This is a genomic window from Amycolatopsis magusensis, assembly GCF_017875555.1.
In the GTDB taxonomy this organism is placed as follows: Bacteria; Actinomycetota; Actinomycetes; order Mycobacteriales; family Pseudonocardiaceae; genus Amycolatopsis; species Amycolatopsis magusensis.
Window position 1 is genome coordinate 6406841 of the sequence record NZ_JAGGMS010000001.1, and the last position, 24816, is coordinate 6431656.

At 71.7% G+C, this 24816-nt stretch carries 24 protein-coding genes; 8 read left to right on the top strand and 16 right to left on the bottom strand.

Features of this window, described 5'->3' with window-relative positions:
• Positions 1–230: 230 nt before the first annotated feature.
• Together JOM49_RS28375 and JOM49_RS28380 are read left to right on the top strand one after the other, a co-directional pair.
• Positions 231–2132 carry an AfsR/SARP family transcriptional regulator gene (locus JOM49_RS28375; protein WP_209667257.1) on the top strand — a complete coding sequence of 634 codons (1902 nt, stop codon included), beginning with the start codon at positions 231–233 and terminating at the stop codon, positions 2130–2132.
• 82 nt (positions 2133–2214) lie between these two features.
• The gene (locus JOM49_RS28380; RefSeq protein ID WP_209667258.1) at positions 2215–2616 is read left to right on the top strand and encodes a nuclear transport factor 2 family protein; all 402 of its coding nucleotides are present in this window, start codon (positions 2215–2217) and stop codon (positions 2614–2616) included.
• A 64-nt stretch (positions 2617–2680) separates the two neighbouring features.
• On the opposite strand, the gene JOM49_RS28385 is transcribed toward JOM49_RS28380, so the two are convergent.
• The 3 genes from JOM49_RS28385 to JOM49_RS28395 form a co-directional block, all read right to left on the bottom strand.
• Positions 2681–3487: a class I SAM-dependent methyltransferase gene (locus JOM49_RS28385; protein WP_209667259.1), complete on the bottom strand. Its 807-nt coding sequence runs from the start codon at positions 3485–3487 to the stop codon at positions 2681–2683.
• A gap of 158 nt (positions 3488–3645) precedes the next feature.
• Positions 3646–4083 (bottom strand): DUF6640 family protein, encoded by a 438-nt coding sequence (locus JOM49_RS28390; RefSeq protein WP_209667260.1) that lies wholly within the window; start codon positions 4081–4083, stop codon positions 3646–3648.
• Between the two features lie 28 nt (positions 4084–4111).
• Complete coding sequence (locus tag JOM49_RS28395; RefSeq protein ID WP_209667261.1) at positions 4112–5215, bottom strand: FAD-dependent monooxygenase; 1104 nt, start codon at positions 5213–5215, stop codon at positions 4112–4114.
• Between the two features lie 126 nt (positions 5216–5341).
• On the opposite strand from JOM49_RS28395, the gene JOM49_RS28400 reads away from it, so the two are divergent.
• Positions 5342–6055: a TetR/AcrR family transcriptional regulator gene (locus tag JOM49_RS28400; RefSeq protein ID WP_209667262.1), complete on the top strand. Its 714-nt coding sequence runs from the start codon at positions 5342–5344 to the stop codon at positions 6053–6055.
• Positions 6056–6375: 320 nt separating this feature from the next.
• On the opposite strand, the gene JOM49_RS28405 is transcribed toward JOM49_RS28400, so the two are convergent.
• Together JOM49_RS28405 and JOM49_RS28410 are read right to left on the bottom strand one after the other, a co-directional pair.
• The gene (locus tag JOM49_RS28405; protein WP_209667263.1) at positions 6376–7230 is read right to left on the bottom strand and encodes an alpha/beta hydrolase; all 855 of its coding nucleotides are present in this window, start codon (positions 7228–7230) and stop codon (positions 6376–6378) included.
• Positions 7227–8453: a metal-dependent hydrolase family protein gene (locus JOM49_RS28410; protein ID WP_209667264.1), complete on the bottom strand. Its 1227-nt coding sequence runs from the start codon at positions 8451–8453 to the stop codon at positions 7227–7229. The genes JOM49_RS28405 and JOM49_RS28410 overlap by 4 nt, the downstream gene beginning before the upstream one ends.
• Before the next feature lie 48 nt (positions 8454–8501).
• Here JOM49_RS28410 and JOM49_RS28415 point away from each other — a divergent pair, with 48 nt between their 5' ends.
• Positions 8502–9071: a TetR/AcrR family transcriptional regulator gene (locus JOM49_RS28415; protein ID WP_209667265.1), complete on the top strand. Its 570-nt coding sequence runs from the start codon at positions 8502–8504 to the stop codon at positions 9069–9071.
• A gap of 10 nt (positions 9072–9081) precedes the next feature.
• On the opposite strand, the gene JOM49_RS28420 is transcribed toward JOM49_RS28415, so the two are convergent.
• Both JOM49_RS28420 and JOM49_RS28425 read right to left on the bottom strand, forming a co-directional pair.
• On the bottom strand, positions 9082–10434 hold the full coding sequence (locus tag JOM49_RS28420) for an MFS transporter (RefSeq protein ID WP_209671683.1): 1353 nt from the start codon (positions 10432–10434) through the stop codon (positions 9082–9084).
• Positions 10435–10538: 104 nt separating this feature from the next.
• Complete coding sequence (locus JOM49_RS28425) at positions 10539–11642, bottom strand: amidohydrolase family protein (protein ID WP_209667266.1); 1104 nt, start codon at positions 11640–11642, stop codon at positions 10539–10541.
• Positions 11643–11752: 110 nt separating this feature from the next.
• On the opposite strand from JOM49_RS28425, the gene JOM49_RS28430 reads away from it, so the two are divergent.
• The 3 genes from JOM49_RS28430 to JOM49_RS28440 all read left to right on the top strand — a co-directional run bounded on the left by JOM49_RS28430 (position 11753) and on the right by JOM49_RS28440 (position 14741).
• Positions 11753–12493, top strand: coding sequence for an alpha/beta fold hydrolase (locus JOM49_RS28430; protein ID WP_308158905.1), 741 nt, complete (start codon positions 11753–11755; stop codon positions 12491–12493).
• Between the two features lie 49 nt (positions 12494–12542).
• Entirely contained in the window at positions 12543–13478 is a 936-nt protein-coding gene (locus JOM49_RS28435; RefSeq protein WP_209667267.1) for a PfkB family carbohydrate kinase, read from the top strand.
• A 72-nt stretch (positions 13479–13550) separates the two neighbouring features.
• Positions 13551–14741: a zinc-dependent alcohol dehydrogenase gene (locus tag JOM49_RS28440; RefSeq protein ID WP_209667268.1), complete on the top strand. Its 1191-nt coding sequence runs from the start codon at positions 13551–13553 to the stop codon at positions 14739–14741.
• Between the two features lie 37 nt (positions 14742–14778).
• On the opposite strand, the gene JOM49_RS28445 is transcribed toward JOM49_RS28440, so the two are convergent.
• The 7 genes from JOM49_RS28445 to JOM49_RS28475 form a co-directional block, all read right to left on the bottom strand.
• A complete protein-coding gene (locus tag JOM49_RS28445) occupies positions 14779–15204 on the bottom strand; it encodes an SRPBCC family protein (RefSeq protein WP_209667269.1) in 426 nt (141 codons plus the stop codon).
• A 64-nt stretch (positions 15205–15268) separates the two neighbouring features.
• On the bottom strand, positions 15269–16609 hold the full coding sequence (locus tag JOM49_RS28450) for an MFS transporter (protein ID WP_209667270.1): 1341 nt from the start codon (positions 16607–16609) through the stop codon (positions 15269–15271).
• A 25-nt stretch (positions 16610–16634) separates the two neighbouring features.
• Positions 16635–17846 (bottom strand): cytochrome P450, encoded by a 1212-nt coding sequence (locus JOM49_RS28455; RefSeq protein ID WP_209667271.1) that lies wholly within the window; start codon positions 17844–17846, stop codon positions 16635–16637.
• Positions 17847–17891: 45 nt separating this feature from the next.
• Positions 17892–18872 (bottom strand): PDR/VanB family oxidoreductase, encoded by a 981-nt coding sequence (locus tag JOM49_RS28460; RefSeq protein WP_372444103.1) that lies wholly within the window; start codon positions 18870–18872, stop codon positions 17892–17894.
• A 64-nt stretch (positions 18873–18936) separates the two neighbouring features.
• On the bottom strand, positions 18937–19695 hold the full coding sequence (locus JOM49_RS28465; RefSeq protein ID WP_209667272.1) for an IclR family transcriptional regulator: 759 nt from the start codon (positions 19693–19695) through the stop codon (positions 18937–18939).
• A gap of 60 nt (positions 19696–19755) precedes the next feature.
• Complete coding sequence (locus JOM49_RS28470; protein WP_209667273.1) at positions 19756–20388, bottom strand: MBL fold metallo-hydrolase; 633 nt, start codon at positions 20386–20388, stop codon at positions 19756–19758.
• Positions 20385–21470 (bottom strand): S-(hydroxymethyl)mycothiol dehydrogenase, encoded by a 1086-nt coding sequence (locus tag JOM49_RS28475; RefSeq protein WP_209667274.1) that lies wholly within the window; start codon positions 21468–21470, stop codon positions 20385–20387. The genes JOM49_RS28470 and JOM49_RS28475 overlap by 4 nt, the downstream gene beginning before the upstream one ends.
• A gap of 137 nt (positions 21471–21607) precedes the next feature.
• Here JOM49_RS28475 and JOM49_RS28480 point away from each other — a divergent pair, with 137 nt between their 5' ends.
• Entirely contained in the window at positions 21608–22873 is a 1266-nt protein-coding gene (locus JOM49_RS28480) for a helix-turn-helix transcriptional regulator (RefSeq protein WP_209667275.1), read from the top strand.
• Positions 22874–22895: 22 nt separating this feature from the next.
• On the opposite strand, the gene JOM49_RS28485 is transcribed toward JOM49_RS28480, so the two are convergent.
• Together JOM49_RS28485 and JOM49_RS28490 are read right to left on the bottom strand one after the other, a co-directional pair.
• Positions 22896–24059 carry a M20 metallopeptidase family protein gene (locus JOM49_RS28485; RefSeq protein WP_209667276.1) on the bottom strand — a complete coding sequence of 388 codons (1164 nt, stop codon included), beginning with the start codon at positions 24057–24059 and terminating at the stop codon, positions 22896–22898.
• Positions 24026–24754 carry a helix-turn-helix transcriptional regulator gene (locus JOM49_RS28490; protein ID WP_209667277.1) on the bottom strand — a complete coding sequence of 243 codons (729 nt, stop codon included), beginning with the start codon at positions 24752–24754 and terminating at the stop codon, positions 24026–24028. The genes JOM49_RS28485 and JOM49_RS28490 overlap by 34 nt, the downstream gene beginning before the upstream one ends.
• Positions 24755–24816 lie beyond the last annotated feature (62 nt).

Below are 24816 nucleotides of genomic sequence, written 5' to 3' on the forward strand. Positions count from 1 at the left end.
AATTGCCCACGCCGAACGGGCGCACCCGCCACGCAGCGCGTTTCCCCCGTCGTACGAAGCCGCCCGGACGGCGGTAGCCGTGGCACGCCGGGTGTGCGGTACCGGCGGTGCGCCGTCCCCCTGGCCGGAATATGGGGGTCGAGTACCCATGTGGGCGGACGCCCGAACGGGCATCGTTTCCCTCGGCGGGGTGATCGGCAGCAGGCCGGTCCCGCCAGAGACGAGGTGCGATGTCCACGCAGGCGACCGGTACGCGGTTCGGCGTCCTCGGCACGCTGGAGGTGCACGGCCCGGCGGGCCCGGTGGCGGTCCCCGCGCCGCGGCAGCGGGTCGTGCTGGCGATGCTGTTGCTCGAGCCCGGCCAGGTGGTGCCGGTCGACCGGCTCATCGACGCCGTGTGGGACGACGCGCCGCCCGCCACCGCGCGCGCCCAGGTGCAGATCTGCGTGTCCGCCCTGCGACGGCGCCTGGCCGACGGCGGCCTGCCCGGCACCATCGTCACCCGCGCACCCGGGTACTTCGCCCAGGTCGGAGCGGCGACGCACGACCTCGCGGCGTTCGACGACGCGGTGCGGCGTGCCCGGTTCGCGGCCACGCAACGACGTCCGTCGGAGGCGGCCGGGCTGTACGGGACCGCGCTGGCCCTGTGGCGGGACGAGCCGCTGCTCGGCGTCCCCAGCAGGCTGGTCCGCTCGGCCGCCGAACGGCTCGCCGAACGCCGCTTCGCCGTGGTGGAGGAGCACGTCGCGGTCCTGCTGGAACTGGGCCAGGCGGCCCGGCTGGCCGGGGAACTTGGCGAACTGGTCGAGGCGCACCCCTTCCGCGAGCGCGTCCGGTCGCTGCACATGCTCGCGCTCGCCCAGTCCGGGCGCCGGGCCGAGGCGCTGGCGTCGTACCAGCGGGCCCGGCAGCTGTTCGTGGAACAGCTCGGCCTGGAACCCGGCGAAGAGCTGCGCCGCGCGGAACGTGCCGTCCTCGCGGCCACACCCAGCCGTCCCGCCGAGAGCACTCCCCCGCCCGCACCGCCGGACGGCGGCCGGGCCGCCCGCCTCCTGCCCCTCGCGGCTGCCGACTTCGCCGGTCGTGAAGGGCTAGCCGCGCGGGCCGAGCGGCTGCTCACCGGCCCCGGGATGCCGATCGTCGCGTTGACCGGGATCGCGGGCGCCGGCAAGTCCGCCCTGGCCGTGCACCTGGGCCACCGGCTGGCGCCGGTGTTCCCGGACGGCCAGCTCTACGCCGGGCTGGCCGGGACCACCGCCGAACCGAGGGCCGCGACGGCGGTGCTCGGCCGGTTCCTGGCCGCGCTGGGTGTCCCGGACGCCGAACTCCCGGCCGGTGCGGACGCGAGGGCGGCGCTCTACCGCGACCGGCTGGCCGGACGGCGGATCCTCGTGGTGCTCGACGACGCCTCGGGTGAAGGGCAGCTCCTGCCGCTGCTGCCGGGCGGGCCGTCGGCCGCGGTACTGGTCACCTCGCGGCAGCGGCTCACCGCGCTGCCCGGCGTCCACCACCTGCCGCTGGCCCCGCTGCCGGTGGCGGACGCGGTGCGCCTGGTCAGCACCGTCCTCGGTGACGAACGGCCCCGCAGCGAGCCGGACGCCGTCCGCCACCTGGTCGAGCTGTGCGACCGCCTGCCGTTGGCGGTCCGGGCCGCCGCGGCCCGGCTCGCGGCCCGCCCGGACTGGCGGATCGCCACCCTGGTCGCCCAGCTGAGACGTCCCGGTCGCCTGCTGGCCGCGCTGTCCCACGCGCACCTCGACGTCACCGAGGCCTTCGCGTCGATGTACCGGCCGCTCGGCCCGGCCGCCCAGCACCTCTTCCGGCGGCTGCCCCTGGTCGGCGGCCCGGTGCCTATCGGCCCGATGTGCGCGGCGCTGCTCGGCTCCACCGCGGACGAAGCGGACTCGGCGGTCGCGGAACTGGTGACCGCCGGGCTGGTGACCGCCCACTGGGCCGAGCCGGCGCCGCGGCTGGAGCTGACCGGACTGCTGCGTGCCTACGCCGCCGACCGGCTGGCCGCCGACGACCGCCCCGCCGACCACCGCGCCACCCTGCTGCGCCTGGACGCCGCCCGCCAGGCAGCCCGCTCGTGGCACGCCCCGCGCTGGGCGAGCGCCGCCGTCCCCGGCTGACGCGGCGAAGAAGTCGTCGAGCGCGTACTCCTGGTCCCCCGATACCGTGGAGCCGACGGCCATGCTCAACGGAGGAGCGCGGATGACCGACGATGTGGCCAGCCAGGTGATCCAGGCCGAGCGGGAGCGGATCCACTGTCTCCTCGACGTGGATCGCGGCACCTACGACCGCTTGCACGCCGCCGAGTACCGGTTGTGCAACCCGACCGGCACCGTGTGGACGAAGGCCGAATACCTGGATCTCCTCACCAGCGGGCGGGTCGCCTACCGGGAACTGGGGCTGATCGGCGACGTGGACGCCGTCGTCGGCACCGACCTCGTCGTCCTCCGCTACCGGTGCGTCATCGAACTCACCGTCGACGGCGCGGACATCCCGCGGCACGAGGCCTGGCACACCGACGTCTACACCGATGACGGCGGCACGTGGCGTTGTGTCTGGTCGCAAGCCACCGGCATCATGGACCTTCCGCCTACCGCACCCTGACCCGGTCGCGACGAGATTGGACAAGCTCGCCGTCCGCTACGAGGTCACCCACCAGCCGCGTTCCCTAGGGACGGCGGGCGCGGTGCAGCGTGGCGGCGAAGTCGAGGGTGATGCCGCCGTCGTCGTGCATGGTCTGGGCGCCTGCGAGGAAACGGGTGTGGAACTCGGCGCGGCGGTCCTCGGGGAGCGTGCCGTGGATTTCGGCGAGGCCGCGGGGCAGCAGCCAATCCCAGAGCGCGGGCGGGTCGGTGATGGGCACGGGCATCTCGATCGACAGGCGTTCCACGTCGGCGAAACCGGTGTCCGCGAGCAGTGCGTCGAGACGGTCGTGGGTCAGCGGACCGGTCTGCTCGGTGCTGTCGTCCGCGGGAGGCGGCGGGCCCGCTTCAGTGCTGGGCGCGAAGAACTCGAGGGTGAGGTCCTGGAACCACCCGAGGCGGCCCACGGACTGGGTTTCCAGTGACAGCGCGACGATCCCGCCCGGCCTGAGCACCCGGTGGACCTCGCCGAGCACCGCGGCGGGATCGTCCAGGACCTGCACCACGAAACCGGCCGCGGCGAGATCGAACGCACCGTCCGCGAAGTCCAGGTGCGCGGCGTCCATCGCGACACCCGTGACCTCCGGGTGGTCCTCGACCAGCCGCGCGATCATCTTCGGCGAGGCGTCGACAGCCGTCACAGAGCAGCCGAGCCCCAAGGCCGCCCGGGTGACCGCCCCGCGACCGGCACCCACGTCGAGCACCCGTGAACCCGGCGCCGGCGCGGCGAACTCGACCAGCCGCTGCCCCACGGTGCCGACGTAGAAGAAGATCTCCTCGTACCGGTCGACGAGCTGGTCGTACTTTTCGCGCGCCTGCGCGGCGGACACCATGCGCCGACGCTAGTCGGCCCGTTCCGGGACGGGACACCGCCATTCGAATAAGGCCCGCGCGGCCACCGAGTTGACACCATTCCGCGGTTCCGGAGTGGCCACGCGGTCGAGCAAGGACATAGCGCCGCCCCGGGCGCACCACCTACCTGATCAGCAGCTCACAGCCGGTGGGCGGGGACGCGCAACGTCGCCACTGTCGCGCCGCCCAGGGCGAGGAGCAGGACAACGGCCAGGAACACCTGCCCGTGCAGGCCGAGCACGAACAGGGTCTGACCGGCGAATTCCGGATCGTAGGTGGCGGTCCCGGGGAACAACATCGCGCCGGCCATGCCGAGCCAGGGAGTGGCCAGGATGGCGGCGGCGCACAGCAACCGGCCTCGCATGTTCGGGGTTCGCCGTGCGATCAGGATCAGGCTGAGGGCGCCGAGGAGCACGGTCATCACCACGTACTGGGCGTCGTGGAACTTGGCGTGGGGCGGCCACGCGGGGTTGAAGGCGTGCTGCGCGGCCAGGTCGGGGATGACCAGATCGGCGAGTACGGCGCCGACCGCGGTGATCACTCCGACGGCGGCGATCACGATCCGGGGAAGAAGCATGCCGGCCTTTCGTTGGTACTGAACGAGTTCAGAGCGTCCAGGTGTAGGCGGAGGTGACCGAACCGGCGAAGAGCGAGTTCGGCAGACGGGGAAGCGCCGCGTCGCGCAGCGCGGTCAAGGATGGGGACTTCCAGTGCGCGGGAGCGCCCGCCTGACGCGAGCGGCGGGCGATCAACTGGGTGCGCGGCCGGCGAACGCGGTCGTATTCCGCCAATCCCGCGGGCACGCCGAAGGTGTCCACCGCTGCGGCGAGCGTGACCGCGTCCTCCAGTGCCTGGCAGGCGCCCTGCCCCAGATTGGGGGTCATCGCGTGCGCGGCGTCCCCGAGGAGCGCGACCTTCCCATCGACGTAGGTGTCCAATTCGGACAGCTCGTAGGTGTCGTGCTGCGACACCGCGTCCTCGTGCGCACTGGCCAGCAACGCCGGGATGGGGTCGTGCCAGCGTGCGAACCGCTCGCGCAGTTGGTCCAGGCCCGTACGGGAACCGGCCGGGGCGTTGGCCATCAGGTAGCAGTAGACGCGGCCGTCGGGCATCGGCGCGTGGCCGAACCGTTCGCCCCTCCCCCAGGTCTCCGCGCTCACCGTGACGGGGTGAGCTGACGTGATGAGGCGCCAGGTCGTGTAACCGACGTAGTGCGCGCCCGGCACGTGTGGCCAGACCGAGCGCCGGGTCACGCTGTGCACGCCGTCGGCGCCCACCACGAGATCCGCGGTCGAGGTCCCGCCGCTGTGCACGACCGTGCCGTCGGGCCGTACCGAGTGGCCCTCGGTGCCCGGCCGCAGAGCCGAGGTGGCCACGGCCGCGCGCAGCAGGTCGATCAGGGCGGCCCGGTGCACGGTCACCCACTGGCCGAAGCGGCGTTTCAGGTCGTCGACGTCGTTGCGGATCAGCCACCGCCCGTCCGTGCGGCGGACCCCGGCGAGCGGCTCGGCCAGGCCGCCGGAACGCAGGGGTTCGCCCAGGCCCAGTGCGTCCAGCGCACGCAGGCCGTTGGGCTGGATCGACACCCCCGCACCGATCTCGGTGAACTCCGGGGCGCGTTCGAGGACCTCCACCTGCCAGCCGCGCTGCTCGAAGGCGACCGCCGCGGCCAGCCCGCCGATGCCACCTCCCACGATGACCACCTTCATCGCCCCTCCCCCTGCCGTCCAGATCTCACGAGTTCTCCTTAATGCCTCTAGAGTCACTTAGAGCCATTAAGGAACCATAGATGATCTAGGCTGTCAACGGTGCTACCCGAGCGACAGAGGAGTGGGATGTCCGCACAGACCGGCAACCGGCGCGATCGGCTGCGCAAGACCGCCTTGGCGGAGATCCACGCGGCGGTGCGCAAGCTCCTGGTCGACCAGGGACCGGCGGCGGTCACCATCAACGCGGTCGCCAGGGAAGTGGGCATGAGCGGGCCCGCGCTGTACCACTACTACTCCGGGCACGACGCGCTGATCGGGGCGGTGACCGCGGACTTCTTCCGCGAACTGGCCGCCACCATGGAAGAGGCCCGCGACGCGCACGCCGGCGCACCGGCCGGCGAGCGCATCCTCGCGGCCTGCCGGGCCATGCGCGCCTGGGCCATCGCGCACCCGGCCGAGTTCGGCTGGATCTTCGCCAGCCCCATCACCCCGGCGAACCGTCAACCGGACTCGGAGCGCCACCAGGCCGGGCAGCGGTTCGAACAGGTCCTGCTGGACCTCACCGTCGAACTGTGGGAGACGAACCCGTTCCCGGTACCCGACCCGGCCGAGTTGCCCGCGTCACTGCGCGAGCAACTGACCACCTACTCCACCACCATCGGCGGACGACTCCCACCCGAAGCCGCGCACGTCTTCCTGTCCTGCTGGACCCGGCTGTACGGGTTGCTGTGCATGGAAGTCCTGCACCAACTGGACTTCGCCTACTCGGACCTGGAACCCGTCTACGAAGAATGCCTCCGCGACCTGACCCGCATCCTCGGCCTCGACCGTTCCGCCTGACACGCACCATCGCTGAGCGCTGTCAGGCGGACACTTGCAGCCCGGCGCGCTCATCCTGCTCATCGAACCCGGACGGCTCCGGCCAAGCCACCGCCAGCTGCGGCAAGCCGATCCGGGGTGCGATGCACTCGTTCGCGTCGGCCATCCAGGTCGTCGCACAGACCAGCTCACACGGCAGCGCCGCCAACCGGGGGCCCGTGCTCGGGATCGAGCCTGGCGAGAAGCGAATCTACGGCCGCACCATAGCCGCTCGCAGCTGGTGACGGGCCTGGGACGAAAGAAGGGCTGGGCGGGCGGGCCGCCCAGTGCGGCGGTCTCGCTTACTGGGCCCGGCAGGTCCTGAGGTAGCTGAGGAACGAGGCCTGCAGGCCGGTCACGTGCGTTTCGCGCAGGATCGTGCTGGTGACGGCTTCGCCGCGGGCGGTGAGGCGGTGCAGGACGGTGGCCGTGTTCTTCGTGAGGCTCTGGTAGATGGGCAGGTCTCCGAGCAGCTCTCGCTCGTTGAGGGTCACGTGCAGCTTGGCGGCATTGCGGCTGTCACCCAGCTCCTGGAGTTGGGCGAAGATCCGGCTGTCTTCACCGGCGACGCCGGGGCTGCCCGCTCCGATGGTCTCGAAGAGCGTGCTGCCGGTGAGCCAGGTGTAGAGGCTGAAAAGTCCACCGTAGGAGTAGCCGAAGAGGCCGTGACCGCTCGTGGCTGTGCGGTAGTCACGTTCGATGCGCGGGTGCAGTTCCGTGGTGAGAAAGGCCAGGAACGCATCGGCGTGGGTGTCGCGCAGTTCGGCGAGGTAGGCGTCGGCTTCTTCGCGGGTCCTCGCGCCCATTCGAACACCCATCTCCACGGCATCGATGAGCTCCTTGGCGATGGGCTCACCGGGTGGCACGAGGTCCCTGTTGCGCAGCCGGTCCCAGTGCTGTGCGTCTTCCCCCGCGTAGCCGACGCTGACCTGGAGGTAGGGCTGGATCCGCTGCATCGGGTCCAGCTGGGTGACGATGAGCGGAGCCGTCAGGCCCACGGCCCAGTTGCCGTCCAGCACGTACACGGCAGGCGCCGGCGCCGTGGCGGGGTCGTAGCCCGGTGGCGTGGTGACCCAGACGCCGTAGTCGTGCCCGCTGCCGGAGCGCATTTCGAAGTAGTCGGTGTCGGCGAGGCAGCCGTTCCACAGTGTGCTCATCGGAGATCCTTCACAACACGTCCGGCTTGGACGACGAGTACGGCGTTGGCGGGGTCGGCGAACAGCTTCGGGTCTTCGAGCGGATTTCCGTTCCAGAGCACGAGGTCCGCCTGCATGCCGGGAGCGATGACCCCCACCTGGTCGGACAGGCCGAGAATCTCGGCGTTGGTTCTCGTGGCCGCCACGAGAGCTTCCATCGGCGTCTCCAGCTCCGCGCGCAACGTGAGCTCTTCGCCTCGGCGGCCCTGGGCCGGACCGATGAGATCGGAACCCAGCCCGATCCGCACTCCGGCCTCCTTGGCGACGGCGAGCGCCTCGGTCATCCGCTCACGAACACCCAGCACACGGTCGCGGGTCGACTCGCCGAGCCCGGCTCCAGCGGTGTCGTGCAGCAGCTGCTCGACGACAGCGAACGTGGGCACCAGCGCGACCTCGCGACCGGCCATCAGGGTGGCCGTGGACTCGTCGAGGTCGGTGCCGTGTTCGATACAGCGCACCCCGGCCTCGACCGCGTTCCGGATGCCTTCGTTGTTGTGGGCGTGAGCCGTCACATAGGTGCCCCGTGCCGCGGCTTCCTGAACCGCGACGGCGATCTCGTCCACGGTGAACTGGGTGTCGGTCAGCCGATCGTGCGCGCCGACCACGCCGCCGGTCACGCAGAGCTTCAGGAAGGAGGCTCCACGACGGAACGCCTCGCGTACGTTGCTTCGCAGCTCGTCCGCGTTGCCCGACATCATCGACAGGGCGCACAGACCGGGAACGTGATGACTGCTCCACAGCTCGGTGGGTTCCCACTCGGCGCCGTAGTAGCCGTGCCCGCCGGTCTGGCACTGCACGGGTCCGCACGACAGCACGCGCGGCCCCCTGACCTTGCCCTTGGCGATCGTGGTGACCACGCCGCCGTCGATCCCGCCGGTGTCCCTGACGGTCGTGAAGCCGGCGTCGAGCGTCGCACCGGCCGTGGCGAAGATGTCCGCCGCGATCTCGGCGGCACTGATCCGGAACGAGAACTGCGGCTGGATCGGGCTCGACAGGCCCAGGTGCACGTGCGCGTCGATCAGGCCGGGCGTCATCGTCAATCCCCCGGCATCCAGGCGCTCGCCGGGTGCGCCGGAGGCACCCAGCTGGGCGATACACCCGTCTTCGATGGCGACGTCGACGTCGACGGGGTCACGCCCCGACCCGTCGACGACCGCCGCGCCGGTTATCTGGAAAGGTCCCACAGGTCATGTCCTCCGCCGTCGGTCTTTTCCAATGGATAAACTGTGGGAGTGGTCTTGTCAAGCACGGAACGCACCGGCGACGCCCGCGAACGGCTCCTGACCCGGCTTCTCGACGCCTTCGGCGACGCCCTTCCCGCACCGGAGGTGTCGCTCCGTGAGATCGCCGCCCGGGCCGGGACCAGCCACGCCCTCCTGCGGTACCACTTCGGGTCGCTGCCGGGCGTGCTGGCAGCCATGCTCGAGGCGCAGCGATCCCGTGACAACGAGGCGCTTTTCGAGGCCGCCCGGCAAGGCACCTTCGACGACCTCGTCCTGGCGATCTGGCGGACCTACACCCGCCCGGAGCAGCTGTCGCGTGTCCGCGGCTTCTTCCACGTCGTAGGCCTGGCCGCGTACGCCCCGGAGAACTTCCGTGAGTTCATCGACTCACTCGACGACCTGACCAGGATGCTGGCCTCGCTCGCGGAACGCGAAGGGCTCGACGCCGAGGAAGCGCTGACCACGGCCACCGTCACCGTCGCCGCGATTCGTGGCCTGCTCCTCCAGGAGGTCCTGACTCCGGCGGTCCACTCGGAGGACACGGTCGCCCTGATCCTGCGCATGAGCAAGGGCCAGTGACGTTGCGGTACTAGGTCTTCTGCAGCGCTCGCGCCGTGGGCCAGGTGCGGTGGCGGGCGTCGATGGTGAAGGCGTGCGTGTGCCGCCAGCCGCCGGCGGGGGTGGGTTCGGCGTCGGCGAGGTGGCCGTCGTCGGCGGGCACGTCGAAGTGCACGTGGGTGAGGACCTCGGGATCGTGTCGCGGCCACAACACCATCGCGGCGACGGTGCCACCCACGGCGAGCACGCCGAGTGCGATCCATCCCGCGGTGAACCCGAACGCGGTCACGCCCCAGCCCGCGATCGGGTAGCTGAGCAACCAGCACGCGTGCGAAAGCGAGAACTGCGCGGCGAAAATCGCCGGACGATCCGCCGGGGCGGTCGAACGCCGCAGCACCCGGCCCACCGGCGTCAGCACCAGGGCCACACCGGCCCCGAACACCGCCCACACCCCCAGCGCGACCGGCCACCGCCATGCCCCACTGTCCACAGCGGACAGTCCGAGCGCACCGGCCGTCCCGGCGCACAACACCACCGCGCCGGTGGTCATCACCGTGCGCTCGGCCAGCCGGTCCAGCACCTTGGGCAGCGCCGGCGCTACCACGATCGTGCCCGCGCCGTTGGCCGCCAGCAGGAGCGCGACCTCCGCGTCGGCCAGGCCGAGTGCGTCGTGGACGTAGTTCACCGTGTTGACCATGACCACCGCACCGGCACCCGCCACCGCCAGATCCAGCGCCAGCACCGCCCGTAACCGTGGTGTGGCAACGAAAATCTTCACTCCCGCCGCGATGCGATCAAGGACCCTCGCCCGCGGACTCGGCTTGGCCCGCGGGATGCGCGAGCTCACCACCAGCAACGCCGAAGCCAGGAATCCCGCCGTGGTGCCGCTGAACAACCAGTGGAAGCTCACCACGCCGAGCAGCGCCGCGGCCAGCACCGGGCTCAGCAACGTTTCCATGCTCGACGCCAGCGACGACGCCGACAACGCCCGCGTGTACTGCTTCTCCTCGGGCAGGATGTCCGGCAGCACCGCCTGGAACGTCGGCGTGAACGCCGCGGAAGCCGACTGCAGCACGAAGATCAGCACGTAGACCTGCCAAATCTCGGTGACGAACGGCAACGCCGGCACCACCGCCGCCCGAATCAGATCCAGCCCCACCAGGAACCCGCGCCGCGGCAACCGGTCCGCGTACGCGCCCGCGATCGGCGCGATCGTCACGTAGGCGACCATCTTGATCGCCAGCGCGGTTCCCAGCACCGCGCCCGCCCGCTCCCCCGCCAGCTCGTAGGCCAGCAGTCCCAGCGCGACCGTGGCCAGCCCCGTGCCGAACAACGCCACCACCTGCGCGGCGAACAGATGCCGGTAGTCCCGGCTGGCGAACATCGACGACGCCCGCACACTGCCTCCCGTGCCCGACCTGCCTTCCTCCAGCACCGTAACACACATATGAAGAGGTCTTCATCTGTACTCTCGTCGCTGGACCAGTGTCATGGCAGGGGCGGGCCGGGGGTGCGCGCCACCATGGCGGCCGCGGTGACGAGGTCCCAGCCGGGCGCGTAGGGCGTGCTCGACGTGAGTTCGTGGCCGGTATAGCGATCGAGCAGTTGTTCGACGGACGCGAACACCTCGGCGTGGGGGTGATCGGCGGGTACGCGGCAGCAGTGCTTGGCCAGGTCGAGCATCTGTTCCGGGCCCTCACCGCGCTTGGTGGCCTCCACACCGGCGGCCAGGTAGACGTAGAGCCGTTCCAGCAGCAGGTCCAGTGCGGGTGGCGGGCCGGGCGCCGGGCCCTGGTCGAGCACGTCGGCCCGCTCGACCAGCCGCCGGGCCTGCCCACCCATCACCGACCGGATCTGTTCGTGGTCCAAGCCCGCGTACCGGGCGCAGCGCAACGCCGCGTGCGCGCCCCACACAGGGGTCGAGTAGGGCACATCGCTGCCGAAGAGCACCTGTCCGGGTGGCACCGTGCCCAGCAGCAGCACCAGGTCGGTCGGGCTCCACCACGAGGTGTCGAAGAACAGGTTCGGGAAGCCGGCCGCCCGGCCGGCCAGGCACGACAGGTCGGTGAGCCCGGCGTGCGCGAGGATGACGCGGAGTCCGGGGCGGCGGGTCAGCAGGTCGGTCAGGCTGTCCCCGAATGGCTTGTTCTCCGGGCCCGCGTGCACCAGCACCGGCAGGCGCCGCGCCTCGGCCAGGTCGAACACCCCGGTGAGCCGCTCGTCGTCGAGGGTGAACTCGTCGCTGGCCGGGTGCAGCTTGATCCCGCAGGCACCGCGTTCGACGCAGCGTTCCGCTTCCCGCACCGGGTGGTCGTGGGGCGAGATCCGGCAGAACGGGACGAGTGCCGGATCGTCGGCAGCCGCGTCGATCACCTTGTCGTTGGCCGCGGAATAGCCTTCCGGCTCCTTCAACGGGAACACCGCGGCACGGGCGTCGACGCGGGCGAGTGCCTCACGCAGTTCGGGCAGTCCGGCGTGGAAGCCGCTCGGGTCGTTCTGCCCGATGTGGGTGTGGATGTCGAACAGGTCGATCCCGGGTGTTTCCCGGAGCAGGACCGCCAGCCACGGCTGGACGAGCGCGTCGGCGTACATCGGCTTCAGGTACCCAGGCCCGAAGCGATCCAGTCCGCCCGGCGCCGGAACAAGTGTTTTCCGGAGACCGTCACGGGTACGCGAAGTGCACTGTGGACGGGAGGGCGCGCGTGGGAGTCGCCAAGGGACGCCTGGTCACCGAGCTGCGGTTCGCGGCCCGTGAACTGGGCGTGCGTTCTCCCGGCGACGCGGGTGCGGGCCTCGGCGTGCTCCTCGTGCCCGGTTTCGGCTGCGGTGACTGGACACTCGCCCTCACCCGGAAGTGGCTACGCCGACGCGGATATCGACCGGCCCGTGCCCACATCGGGCTCAACGTGGGCTGCACCACCGAAATGGTGGACCGCGTCGAACAGCGCGCCGAGCAGCACGCACGGGCCACCGGCGGGCCGATCGTCCTGTTGGGACAGAGCCGTGGCGGCTGGCTCGCCCGGCTCCTCGCGAGCCGGCGACCTGAGCTGGTGCGAGCGCTGGTGACGGCCGGCAGCCCGGTTCTCGATCCCCTCAGCGCGAACCCGCGGGTCATCCGCCACGCACGGATGCTCACCAAGCTCTCCGCGATGGGCCTGCCCGGTCTGCTCGACGACGAATGCTTCAGCGGCGATTGCTACGAAGAGAACGTCCGGGCGCTGGCCTCGCCCCTTCCCCGCGGAATGCCCGCGCTCGCCGTCTACTCCCGCGCGGACCGGGTGGCCCCGTGGAAATCGTGCCTGGATCCCTCGGCCGAATGCGTCGAAATCGCGAGCAGCCATTTCGACATGGCGCTGACCCCGGCGTTCTACGCGGTGCTGGAGCCCCGTCTGGCTGCCTGGAGCGCCGTGCACGAGAGCGTCCACCACAACTCATCCCGGTGACTTCAGCGCGGTCGTTTGCCGCGACTTCCTCACGGGTACCACTCAGCGAATGGGTGTGAGCGAAGTGGCCGTGGCCGGGCAGATCGCGCGGGACCTGGTGCTCGAACTGCCGGAACTGCCACCGGCGGGTACCGCCGCGGCCGTGCGGCACCGGCAGGAGACACTGGGCGGCAAGGGCGCGAACATCGCGGTCTCGCTGGCCCAGCTCGGCGCCTCGGTCAGCCTGATCGGCGTGGTCGGCGACGACGGCGTGGCCGACTCGATCCTCGACCGGGCGCGCGCCGACGGCATCGACACCACGCCGGTGATCCACCGGCCGGGCGTCGAGACCGGCCTCATCGTCGAGTTGCTCACCGAGGGCGGGCGCTGGCGTTATCTGGAGCACCTGCCCCCACAAGTGCTCCTGACCGAGGCCGACATCGCCGCCGCCGCTCCGGCGCTGACCGGTGCGTCCTCGGTGGTACTGCAACTGCAGCAACCGATCGACGCGGTCCTGGCGGCCGCCCGGACGGCGAAGAACGCCGGGGCGCGGGTGGTGCTCGACGGCACCCCCGCCGACGACCCCCGCGGGCGGGAACTGCTGCCCCTCGCCGATGTGCTCCGGCTCGACCAGCACGAAGGTGAACTGCTGACCGGGTATCGCCTGGACTCCGCGGACGCGGCCCTGCGCGCCGGGCGGGAACTGCTCCGCCAGGGCCCTTCCCTGGTCGCCCTCGCGGCGGGCGAAGACGGCAACGTCTTCGCCTGGGGCGACGAGCACGTGGTCCTGCCCCTGACCGGCGGGGATCCGGTGGACACGACCGGTGGCGGGGACGCGCTGGTCGCCGCACTGACCTTCGCCCTCACCCGCGGCGCGAGCCCGCCCAGGGCCGCCGCGCTGGCCGTGGCCGCTTCCGGCGCGACCGTGGCCCGGGCGGGCGGACGGCCCGACCTCGCCGCCGGGGCCTTGGCACCACACCTCGCCGAGCTGAACACCCGCGGCTGACCGCCTCCGCGCCGCGAGTTTCGGGCCCGGTTTCACGGGCACCCGGAAACGGACGACGAAGGAGTGATTCCGGTGAAAGCTGTGGTGTGGCACGGAGTCGGCGACATCCGCCTGGACGAGGTGCCCGATCCGAAGATCCTCGAGCCCAGCGACGCGATCGTCCGGCTCACGCGCAGCGCGATCTGCGGTACCGACCTGCACCTGGTGCGCGGCACCATGCCGGGCATGGTGCCCGGCACCGTGCTCGGGCACGAAGGGGTCGGCGTGATCGAGGAGGTGGGCCCGGCGGTGCGGGGGTTCACCCCCGGTGAACGGGTGGTGATCCCGTCCACCATCGGCTGCGGGACCTGCGTGTACTGCCGGGCGGGGTACTTCGCCCAGTGCGACACGGTCAACCCCGGCGGCGGTACCTGTTTCTTCGGCGGCCCCGAGTCCACCGGCCCGGTCGACGGGCTGCAGGCCGAGTACGCCCGCGTGCCCTTCGCCATGACCTCGCTGGTGCACCTCCCGGACAACGTCACCGACGACCAGGCGATCCTGCTCTCCGACATCTTCCCCACCGCGTGGTTCGGGGCCCGCCTGGCCGAGGTCGGCGAAGGTGACAGCGTGCTGGTGCTCGGTGCCGGGGCGGTCGGCCAGTTCGCGATCGCGTCGGCCAAGCGCCAGGGCGCCGGCCGGGTCTTCGCCGTCGACGGCCTGCCTTCCCGCCTGGACCTGGCCCGCAAGCAGAACGCCGAGACCATCGACTTCAACCGCGAGGACCCGGTCGCGCTGGTCCGCGAGCTGACCGGCGGGATCGGCGTGGACCGGGTCATCGAGGCGGTCGGCGTCGACGCCCAGCAGCCGTCCTCGGGGCCCGCCGCGCAGGACGCGGACTTCGAGGAAGAGCGCCGGGTCGCCGCACCGGAGGCGGCCCCGTCCGGCGATCAGTGGGTGCCCGGTGACGCGCCCAGCCAGGCCATCCGCTGGGCGGTGCAGACGGTGGCGAAAGCGGGCACGATCGGCGTGATCGGGGTCTACCCGCCCGGGTTCGACCGCTTCCCGCTCGGCGAGGCGATGAACAAGAACCTCACCCTGCACATGGGCAACTGCAACCACCGCCGCTACCTGCCCGGCCTGGTGGGCATGGTCGCCAAGGGCGCCTTCGAACCGACCGACTTCATCACCCGGCACGAGGAGCCGGCATCGGCGATCGAAGCGTACGAAACCTTCGACCGCCGCGAAGAAGGCTGGCTCAAGACCGTGCTCGACGTAGCCGGATGAAAGACGGGCTGGGCGAGCCGGAGCTCGCCCGGCCCGATCAGCTGACGTTGAAGTTCTGCGCCACGGCCACGGCCAAGCCGTCGAGCGCGCGGTCGAGGTGCTCTGCCACACCGGCGGGCGATCCCGGCGGTCGTACCCGCAACTCGGCGACGCTGGAACCGGCCCCGCCGTCGGAGACACGCAACTCCCCCGGCCAGCCGCCGGGGTCCGCGGGAGTCCAGGACAGCACTTGGCGCGCCGGGTCCACCACGACCTCGTAGGCGGACTCGCCACCATCACCGGCCGCGACGTGGATCGTGCCGCTTCCGGCGCGCACATCGATCTGCCCGGGGTCCACCAGCCGCACCGGGCCGGGGAGCCAGGCAGGCACCTGGGTCACGTCCGCGGCGGTGTTGAGGACCAGGTCGGCCGGTGCGGCGATCGACCGCTGCCGGGTGAGGAGGTTGTCCTGTCGTTCAGCCATGGCCCTGGCGTACCCGGTGCACGGCCTCGGCGAACGTCCACGGTGGCGAGACTCGGTCGAGGTGCTACGCCTGGACGGGGTCGGCTTCCCTGCGCACCGGTTGTTTCGGCTCGGAGCGCAGCAGGATCAGCGACGCGGCGGTGAGGACGAAGACGGCCGCGAAGGCGAGGTACAGGTTCCGCGGCGTCCAACCGGCGTCGAGCAGGGCACCGGCGACCGTGGGCGACAGGATGGCGCCGATCCGGCCGATGCTGATCGCCGTGCCGACGCCGGTGGCGCGTACTCCGCTGTCGTAGACGACCGGGGTCAGTGCGTAGAGGCCCGCGACGCAGCCGTTCACGAACAGCCCGATCAGCGCACCGGCGGCGAAGGCGGTGGTGAGCGAGCCGAGCGCGGCCAGGAACAGCGCGAGCATGGCGGCGGTGGCGAGCAGGTAGACGATGAGGACGGTGCGCAGTGGCCAGCGGGCGGCGAGCGCGCCCAGCGCGGTGGCGCCGAAGATGCCGCCGAGGTTGAGCAGGGTGCCGCCGGTCAGGCCCTGGGTGGCGGACAGGCCCGCTTCGACCAGCAGGGTCGGGGTCCAGCTGGTGACGAAGTAGAACCCCGCCATGACGAAGAAGAACGCCGTCCACAGGACCAGGGTGGCGCGGCGCAGCCGGGGTGCGAGCAGCGTCCGGAAACCCGCGGCGACCCCGGCCGGGGCGGAGGTGACCGTGGGCAGCGCGTCCAGCGGCGGGCGCCCGAAGCGGCGGGCGACGGCGTTCACCTTGTCCAGTGCCCGGTTCGGGCGGCGGGTGAGCAGGAAGTCGAGCGACTCGGGCATCCCGGCGAGCACGAGCGGGATGGCGAGCAGCGTCGCGGCACCCCCGAAGAGGAACACCGAGCGCCAGCCGAACGCACCGATCAGCACGACGGCGATCAGCCCGCCGAGAGTGGCGCCGAGGGCGTAGCCGGTGGAGTTGAGGCTCACCGCGAGGCCGCGCCAGCGCCGGGAGGCGTATTCGGCGGCGATGGTGTTGCTGCAGGCGAGAATCCCGCCGATGCCGAGCCCGGTGAAGACGCGCAGCAACCCGAGTTGGGTCGCCGAGCCGCTCAACGAGGAGAGCAGCATGCCGACGCTGACGATCACGAGGCAGCCGAGGATCAGCGGGCGCCTGCCGACGCGGTCGGCGAACGGCGCGAGGAACAGCGATCCGGCGGCCATGCCGACCAGGCCCGCCGAGAGCAGCAACCCGAGCTGGGCGCCGTTGAGGCCGAACTCGGCCGAGACCGCCTTGCCGGTGAACGCCATGACGAGCACGTCGAAACCGTCGAGCATGTTGAGCAGTACGCAGACGGCGACGGCCACCCATTGCGAGCGGTGCATGGGGCCTTCGTCGAAGTCGGCGCGCAGGTCCTGGGACATCGTTGTCCTTCCAGTACGTCGGGTGTCAGGCGATCCGGGCGCGCAGCGGCAGTGACTCCCACGACCGCAGCGTGTTGTTGAGGTGCCGCCGCGGTGGCGCGGCGGGTTCGAGGTGCTCGACGCGCCGCGCGAGCGCGGTGAGCAGCGCCTCGGCCTCGAGCCGGGCGACGTGCTGGCCGACGCACTGGTGGATGCCCATGCCGAAGCCGACGTGGCCCGAGGGGTCGCGGCCGAGGTCGAACCGGTCGGCGCCGGCGCCCCAGCGGCGTTCGTCGCGGTTGGCCGCGCCGAGGAACATCAGGATCTTGTGCCCGTCGGGGACGGTCCGGCCGCCGATCTCGATGTCCCTGGTGGCGGTGCGGAAGAAGACCTGGACCGGCGACTCCCAGCGGACGGCTTCGTCGAAGGCCACCCGGGCCAGTGCCGGGTCGGCGCGGAGGCGCGCCCACTGGCCGGGGTGGGTGGCGAAAGCGTGCAGGAGCGCGGAAAGGCCGTGCACGGTGGTGTCGACCCCGGCCGAGAGCAGGGATCGCACGATCAGCGGCGCCTGCTCGGGCAGGATGTCGCCGCGGTCGGCGGCGGCCCAGATGTCGGCGCCGAATCCTCCGGCGGCGAGCACCTCGCGGCGGCACTGCGCGGTCGTCCATGCCAGCAATTCGCCCGCGCGGGGCTCGCCCGCTTCGATGAGGTGGTTGTGCGGACCGAAGCTGTTGAACAGGTGGTCGCCGTAGGGCAGCAGGTTCTCCCGCCCCTGCGCGGGAATGCCGACAGCGTCAGGGAAGACCCGCAGGGGGAAGGACTCGGTCAGCTCGGGCACGGCGTCGATCTCGACGGTGCCGGACCGGTCGCCGAGCACCTCGTCGACCAGGGCTTCGGCGTCGGCGAGCCACTTCTCGCGGAGCGTGCGCAGAGCCCGGGGCGAAAGGATCTTCTGCAGGACCCGTCGTGGGGCGTCGTGACGCGGCGGGTCGGCTTCGAGGAGCAGGCTGGGCGGGCGCCACGGCGGCTCCTTGCGGAAGTTCGCCAGCCCGACCCCGGCACCGGACTGGAACCCCTGCCAGTCGACGAGCGCGGCGTGCACCTGCTCGTAGCGGGCGAAGGCGAGGATGTCGTAGGTGCTCAGGTGGACGACGGGCCCGGCCTCACGCAGGGCGCGCTGCAGCGGGATGGGGTCGGCGAGCACCTCGTCGCAGAACGGGTCGGCGTCAATGGTGGGCGCGGACAGCAGGGTGGTCACCGTGATCACTCCATTGTGGATGGTGAGCGGGCGGGTGGTCCGGGGTCAGAGGTCGAGGACGAGCCGGTCGCCGAGGGCGCGGGACACGCACGGGAACATGCAGTCTCCCGCCTGTTGCTCGTCGTCGTCGAGGATCGAATCGCGGTGGTCGGGCCGGCCGGCCAGCACGGTGGTCTCACAGGTGCCGCAGGTGCCCTGCCGGCAGGAGGACAGCACGTCGACGCCCGTCGACGCGACGGCCTCCAGCACCGTCTGGTCCGGGCCGACGACGACCGTGCGGCCGGATCGGGCGAGGGTCAGTTCGAACGAGGTGTCACGCACGCCCGCGGCGCGGTCGCGGGCGGTGAAGCGCTCGGTCCGCACCGCCTGCCTTGGCCAGCCGCTGGTCGTCACGGCGATCGCGTCGAGCAGCGGCCCCGGCCCGCAGGCGTAGACCTTGGTGTCCTCCCGCGGCTCCCCGAGGAACCGCGGCAGGTCCAGCAGCCCGACCTCGTCCTGGGGTGCGATCCGCACCCGCTCGCCGTAGCGGGCCAGCTCGTCGAGGAAGGCCATCGACTTCCGCGTGCGGCCGCCGTAGAGCAGGCTCCAGTCGGCTTCGAGCAGGTCCGCCTGCGCGATCATCGGCAGCAGCGGCGTGATGCCGATGCCTCCCGCGACGAAGAGGTAGCGCCGGGCCGGGACGAGCGGGAAGTTGTTGCGTGGCCCGCCGAGCCCGACCAGTTCGCCCTCGCGCAGGGTTTCGTGGACGTAGGCCGACCCGCCGCGGCTTGCCGGTTCACGCAGCACCCCCACGCGGTAGGAGCGGGCGTCCCACCGATCACCGCACAGGGAGTACTGGCGGGTGCACCCGTTGGGCAGCACCAGATCGATGTGGGCGCCCGGCGCCCAGTCCGGCAGCCGCCCGCCCGCGGGATCGGTGAGCACCAGGCTCACGACCCCATCGGCTTCGGTGTGGATGGCCGCGACGCGCGCGGTGCCCGCGTTGGCCCGCTCGCGGCTTTGCTTCGCGTGAACGACTTCGGTCACCTGGCTACCTCCCGTGGGTATTACGGAAGGATGCGAACCAGCGGGAACCTTGAGAAGGGCATTCTCAATGAATGGATGACCGGTCGAGCGCGCGGGAGATGGCACGGGCCGCCGTGCGCAGCACGGGGACCAGCGCGAACGCGTCGGTTTCCCGCGGCACGATGACCGACAGGGCCGCCGCGGCCGTGTCCTCGCTCCCCCGGATCGGCACGGCGACGCCGGTGGCCCCGGCGTGGATGTGCCCCTCGGCGATCACGTGCCCGCTCCGGCGCGCCGCGGCCAGGACCCGCCGCAGCGAATCGGGATCCGCGATCGTGTTCCCGGTGTAGCGGCGCAGCGGACGGCCGAGGATCCGCTGCCGCACCGCGGGCGGCGAGTACGCGAGCAGCACGAGCCCGGACGAGGACGCGTGCAGGGGCAACCGGCCGGCGATGTCGGTGTAGTTGATCACCGCGCCGGGCGCGGACAGCCGCTCCACGAAGAGCACCTCGTCCCCGTCCAGGACGCTCAGCTGCACGTGGTGGCCCACCACGTGGTGTACGTCTTCGAGGAACGGCATCGCCGCTTCCCGCAGCGACAACGCGGGCGAGGCCCGCTGGGCCAGCTCCCACAACCGCATGCCGACGCTGACCCTGCCGTCCGGTTCCCGTGCGAGGAGACCGTGCCCGACGAGTTCGGCGACCAGCCGTGACGTGGTCGCGATCGGCAGGTCCGCCGCGCGGGCGATCTCGGTGATCGTCCACGAACGACGGGACGCGGTGAACACCTCGATGATCCGGACCACGCGAGTGAGGACGGACTCCCCCGTGGCTACCCTGGGCATGCCGAGCAGTCTGCCGCACGGCGGCGCTCCACGCCGGGCCCTGCCACCACCGGGACCCGCTCAGTACCCGCGCGCGATCCAGTCGGACAGGTGCGGTGCCTCGGTGCCGACCGTGGTGCCGTCCCCGTGTCCGGTGTGGACACGAGTCTCCTCGGGCAGCTTGAGCACCCGGTCCCGGATCGAGCCGATGATCGTCGGGAAGTCGGAGAACGACCGGCCGGTGGCGCCGGGACCGCCGGAAAACAGCGTGTCGCCGGAGAACAACGCCTTCGCCTCCGGCAGGTGCAGGCAGATCGAGCCGGGCGAGTGCCCCGGGGTGTGGATCACCTCGAGTTCGGTGCCCGCCACCGCGATCCGCTCGCCGTCGCCGGTCTTCCAGAAGGCCTGCCCGGGATGGGTCATCTCCCACAGTTCCTGGTCGCCGGGGTGCAGCAGCACGGGCGCGTAGAGGTCCTTGCCGAGTTGGGGCGCGACGGTGACGTGGTCGTTGTGGCCGTGCGTGCACACCACCGCGACCACGTTCCGCCCGCCGACCGCGCCGGTGATCGCGGCGTCGTCGTGGGCGGCGTCGATGATCACCACCTCGTCGTCGTCACCGACGAGCCAGACGTTGTTGTCCACGTCCCAGGTGCCGCCGTCGAGGGCGAACACGCCGGTGGTGACGACGCGCTCGATCCGCAGCCCGCCGCTCACCACACCACCACCGAGCGCAGCACTTCACCGGCGTGCATCGTGTGGAACGCCTTCTCCACGTCGTCGAGGCCGATGCGCTCGGTGACGAACTTGTCCAGCGGCAACCGGCCCTGCAGGTGCAGATCGACCAGCACCGGGAAGTCGCGTTCGGGGAGGCAGTCGCCGTACCAGGACGACTTCAGCGCGCCGCCACGGGAGAAGAAGTCGAGCAGCGGCATCTCCAGCCGCATGTCCGGGGTCGGCACGCCGACGAGCACCACGGTGCCCGCGAGGTCGCGTGCGTAGAACGCCTGCTTCCAGGTCTCGGGGCGGCCGACCGCGTCGATGACGACGTCCGCGCCGAAGCCGCCGGTCAGCCCGGCCACCGCCTCGACGACATCGGTGCCGGTCGCGTTCACCGTGTGCGTGGCGCCCAGTTCGACGGCCCATTCGAGCTTCTTCGCGTCGCGGTCCACCGCGATGATCGTCGACGCACCGGCCAGGCGCGCCCCGGCGATGGCGGCGTCACCGACCCCGCCGCAGCCGATGACCGCCACCGAGTCACCGCGCCCCACCGCGCCGGTGTTGACCGCCGCGCCCAGCCCGGCCATCACGCCGCAGCCGAGGAGGCCGGCGACCGCCGGGTCGACGGCCGGATCCACCTTGGTGCACTGCCCGGCGTGCACGAGCGTCTTGTCGGCGAAGGCGCCGATGCCCAGGGCCGGGGTCAGCTCGGTGCCGTCGAGCAGGGTCATCTTCCGGGCGGCGTTGAAGGTGTCGAAGCAGTACTGCGGGCGGCCGCGCTTGCACGCCCGGCACTGCCCGCACACCGCGCGCCAGTTCAGGACGACGAAGTCGCCCGGCGCCACCGACTCGACACCCTCGCCGACGCTCTCGACCGTGCCCGCGGCCTCGTGGCCCAGCAGGAACGGGAACTCGTCGTTGATGCCGCCCTCGCGGTAGGTCAGGTCGGTGTGGCAGACCCCGCACGCGGCGACCGCGACGACGACCTCGCCCGGTCCGGGATCGGGCACCACGATGTCGGTGAGCTCGACCGGAGCGCCCTTCGACCGGGCGATCACCCCGCGGACCTGCTGTGGCATGAGGGTTCATCCTTCGTTCGGCGGAGAAGCATGCACGTCGATGCATGCCGTCCGTGACGGTAACCCGCCGGACCGTGCGGGTGGCCTGGTCGTCCGGCCAGTAAAACCTCGACCTCCGGCCAGTTAAGCTGCCCGGGATGCCTACCGCCCCCGAAGCCGGCCTCACCTCGCTGCGAGAGGTCATCGACGGCCCGCTGCACGAGATCGCCCGTCGCCTGTCGCGGTTCCTGGCCGAGCGCTGGCCGCACACCGCGCTGGTCATCTTCACCCGGGAGTGCACCGGGCGCCCGCGCAAGGTCGCCGGTGCGACGGAGATGATCAACAAGGTCACCATCGCCGAACTCGAGGCGCTCAAGGCCACCGTCGACCCGGGGCAGCCGCTCGGCACGACCGCCTCGATCGCCGGCGCGCCCCGCACGGTCTGGGTGGTGCGTGACGCCGCCGACCTGCTGCTGGTCCTCATCCCGCGCACCGCCGCCCGTCGCTTCCCCGAGCCCGCGCTGCTGTCCGCGATCTTCGGCCTGGTCGCGACGTCCATCCGGCAGCAGGTGGCGCAGGCCAGCCCGGACTACCTCGCCGAATCGCGCGCGGCCTCGAGTGAACGCGAGCGCACGATCGCCGAACTGGCGGCCGCCCACGAGGCCGCGCTCGTCGCGATCCTGACCCCGCTGCGCTCGACCGGCCTCGACGACAACCGCGCCCGCCTCGCGGCCGCCGACTCGGCGTCCGCCGCGCTGCTCGACCTGCGGACCGCGCAGAAGTCCGATCAGGCACTGTCCGAAGAGGCCCCACGAGCCGCGTTCACCCGCCTGCGCAAGGACATCGGGCCGATGCTGCGCCACCACGACGCGAACATCGAATTCGTGGCGCCCTCCGGAACCGGGCGCCCGCTGCCCGGCGAGGTGGCCCACGCCGCGCGCGCGATGACGCGGACCGCGGTCCTGGCGTTCACCGCCCAGACCACGCTGGCCCGCCTGCGGATCGCGTGGACGAGCGACCACGCGTCCCTGCTCGTCGACGTCCGCGACCAGGGCACCGGCGACGTCGACCTGACGACGCTACGACGGCAGCTCCAGGGCCGGGCCCGCACGCTGGGCGCCACCGTCGACCTCGACGCCGCACCCGGCTGGGGCAGCCGCGTCACCATCTCCCTCCCGCTCGATCCCCCGGCCGACCCCTCCGGCGAATCGCGGCTGACCACCCTGAACCGCCGGGAACACGAAGTACTCGCCCTGCTCGCGCAAGGAATGCGCAACAAAGCCATCGCCGCGGAACTCGGCATCACCGAAAGCACCGTGAAATTCCACGTCACCGGTGTGCTGCAGAAACTCGGCGTCACCTCCCGCGGCGAAGCAGCCGCACTGGCCCTCACCGCAGGCATCGGCACACCGGCGAGCAGCTAGCCGACTGTCCGTCCACAAAGGATCAGCCAGCGGCCGGCGACGCGGCCGCGTGCAGGCGGCGGACGGCCAGCTCGGCGTAGTAGCGGGCGCCGTCGGCCAGGACGGCGTCGTCGAAGGTGGCGGCCGGGGAATGGTTCGGCGCCGCGGTCCGTGGATCCGTCCCCCGGACGCAGGCGCCCAAGGCCATGAAGTTCCCCGGGACCTCGTCCAGCACGAAGGCGAAGTCCTCGGAGGCGGGCAAGGGGCGCGCCGAGGGCAGGTAGCGGTCCGATCCGAACAGTCGCCGCACGAGCGTGGCGGCGAACTCGGTCTCCCCAGGGTCGTTCGTGGTCACCGGATAGCCGTTGCCGGTCACCGCTTCCGCTCGCAGCCCGTGCGCGGTGGCGAAGCCTTCCGCCAGTGCGGTGATCCTGGCCAGCAGGCGGGCGCGGGTGGCCGCCGTGTAGGTGCGCAGGGACACGGTGATCTCCGCCTCCGGCGGGATCACGTTCGCCGCGCCGCAGGCACGGACGCCGGTCACGGTGGCGACCGCCGGCTCGAAGGCGTCCACCTCGGCGTCCAGCAGCGCGGGCAGCTGACCCACCACGGCACACGCCGCGGGGATGGGTGACCTCGCCGCGTGCGGCATGGCGCTGTGGCCACCCGCGCCGCTCAGGGTCAAGCGGACCGTGTCCGCGGCTCCCATGACGACACCGGGGCGGGAGACGAAGACACCGTGCGGCACCATCGACGAGACGACGTGCAGCGCGTACGCGGCCACCGGCCGCTCGCCCGCCGCGTCGAGCACGCCCTCGCCGACCATCAGCTTCGCGCCGCCGTGCCCTTCCTCGCCCGGCTGGAACATCAGCACCACCGACCCGGGGAACTCCGCTTCCCGCAGCAGGTGCGCCGCTCCGACCAGCATGGCCGTGTGCAGGTCGTGCCCGCAGGAGTGCACCGCGCCGTCGCCGAGGGGCAGGGCGTCCATGTCGGCGCGCAGCAGGACGACCGGGCCGGGCCGGTTCCCGCGGAGCACAGCGGTGATCGAGGAGAGCGCGGCGCCCGTGGTCACCTCCGCGTCGAGCCCGTCCAGCGCGGTGAGGACCCGCTCCTGGGTACGTGGCAACCACAGCCCCGGCTCCGGCGTCTCGTGCAGTTCGCGCCGGAGCCGGGTCAGGCGGACATGGAGTTCAGCGCCGGCGTGCACCGCGGGCTCCCCTCGGCGGCGGCCGGCCGGTGGTCGGCCGGGGGCCGGTGACCTGCCTGCGGCAGTATGCCCAGCTTGATGGCGATGGTCACCGCCATGGTGCGGTCGTGCGCGTCGAGTTTGCGGAAGATGCGCCGCCAGTACGTTTTCACCGTGGCCTCGCTGAGGGACAACGAGCGGGCGATGCTCGAGTTGGTCAACCCCTCGGTGGCCCGCTGCATGACCTCCATCTCCCGGTTGCTCAACCGGATCAGTTCCTTGCCCACCCATCGCGGCGATGCCGCCAGGTGCCCGACCAGGCTGACCGGGGGCACGGCGGTACCGGCCATCGCGGCCATGACCGCCAGTGACACGTCGGTCGCGTTGGCACCCGGCGAGATCGTGCCGCAGGCGCCCGCCAGCACGGATTCGGCCACCAGCGGCCCGGAATCGCCGACCACGAGCACCGCCGTCGACACACCCGCCGTCCCGCGGAGCTGCCTGATCAATGCCGGAGTGCCGCCCCCGGCGAGGATGATAATGACATCCGGGTCTATTCGGCCGACCAGTTCGACAACCCGCCAATTGTCGTGGTCGATACCCACCACGTCGATCATGGCATTGTCGGCCAGCGCCTGGAATAGCCCCGAACAGAGAATCGAACCGTCGTTCACGGCGATAACCCGGCACGTGGGCCCGGCCACTTCGTCATGCATTTCCCCTCCCCAGAGTCCGGAACTCCGCAAGGCTGCCCGAAATGTTTCGAAATTCACCCGCG